Genomic DNA, 1043 nt, shown 5'->3' on the forward strand with positions numbered 1-1043 from the left:
AGCAAGTCATCAATATCAAATTTAATATTTCCTAATTTACCATGAATAACACCATTTTTATCTGTTCTAAATTTTACCTGACCAGACTTAATGGTTTTAATAGCTTCTGCAATGTTAGAAGTCACAGTACCAAATTTAGGGTTAGGCATCAGCCCTTTAGCACCCAATACTTTTGCAATAGGAGTGATTTTTGCCATAAAATCAGGAGTAGTAATGCACCAATCAACATCTAACTTTCTACCTTTTTTTATTTCTTCAACTAAATCCTCTCCTCCTGCAATATCAGCACCAGCTTTTTCAGCTTCTAATAAATGTTTATCTTGAGCGAAAACAGCTACTTTAATATTCTTCCCGATACCTTTAGGCAAAACTACTGTACCACGCACCTGCTCTTCAGATTTACGTGAATCTACGCCTAAATTGACCGCAATATCAACTGATTCATTAAATTTTGCTGAAGCAGACTCAACAATCTTCTTCAAACACTGCTTAGGATTATCATTATATGTATTCATTTACCTAACCTTCCACAACTTCTATACCCATAGATTTTGCAGTGCCTACAACCATTTTCACTGCTGAATCTTCATTATCCACTTTCATATCAACCATCTTGCACTTTGCTACTTTAATTATAGCAGACATAGGTAATTTAGCCACTAATTCTTTACCAGGATTACCAGAACTTTTACTTAATTTAGCCTCCTGCTTAAGTAAATAAGCCACAGGCGGACCGCTGACAGTAAAATCATGAGAGCGATCATCCTTTATGGAAATTCGCACTGTTACTAAATCGCCTACTTTATAATTAGCGTTAGCAGCACTAGTAACTTTATTAAAAGCTTCACAAAACTTAGGAACAGGTATACCACGTGGACCAAGTACTGAAGCAATTTTCGGTCCTGGAACTGCTTTCCCAGCTTCCATAAGTAAGTTAATCTTAGCAACTATAACACTCATAATTAATCCTCTATTTTCTCTACTTGAGCCAGATCAAGCTCTATTATTGTCGGCTTACCTAAAATCGATACTTCCACATTAAT

The 1043-nt window shown here is 35.8% G+C and carries 2 protein-coding genes and 1 pseudogene; all 3 read right to left on the minus strand.

The window, feature by feature from the left end; all coding sequences use genetic code 11:
- Positions 1–515, minus strand: a 515-nt coding sequence (gene rplA, locus ACIPNH_RS00270; protein ID WP_400770805.1) for a 50S ribosomal protein L1, incomplete at its 3' end; no start/stop codon positions are given.
- A gap of 4 nt (positions 516–519) precedes the next feature.
- Complete coding sequence (locus ACIPNH_RS00275) at positions 520–960, minus strand: 50S ribosomal protein L11 (RefSeq protein ID WP_006279541.1); 441 nt, start codon at positions 958–960, stop codon at positions 520–522.
- A 2-nt stretch (positions 961–962) separates the two neighbouring features.
- Positions 963–1043, minus strand: a pseudogene (locus tag ACIPNH_RS00280) (transcription termination/antitermination protein NusG); the annotation flags it as partial.

The organism is Wolbachia endosymbiont of Drosophila barbarae (genome assembly GCF_044752445.1).
Taxonomy (GTDB): domain Bacteria; phylum Pseudomonadota; class Alphaproteobacteria; order Rickettsiales; family Anaplasmataceae; genus Wolbachia; species Wolbachia pipientis.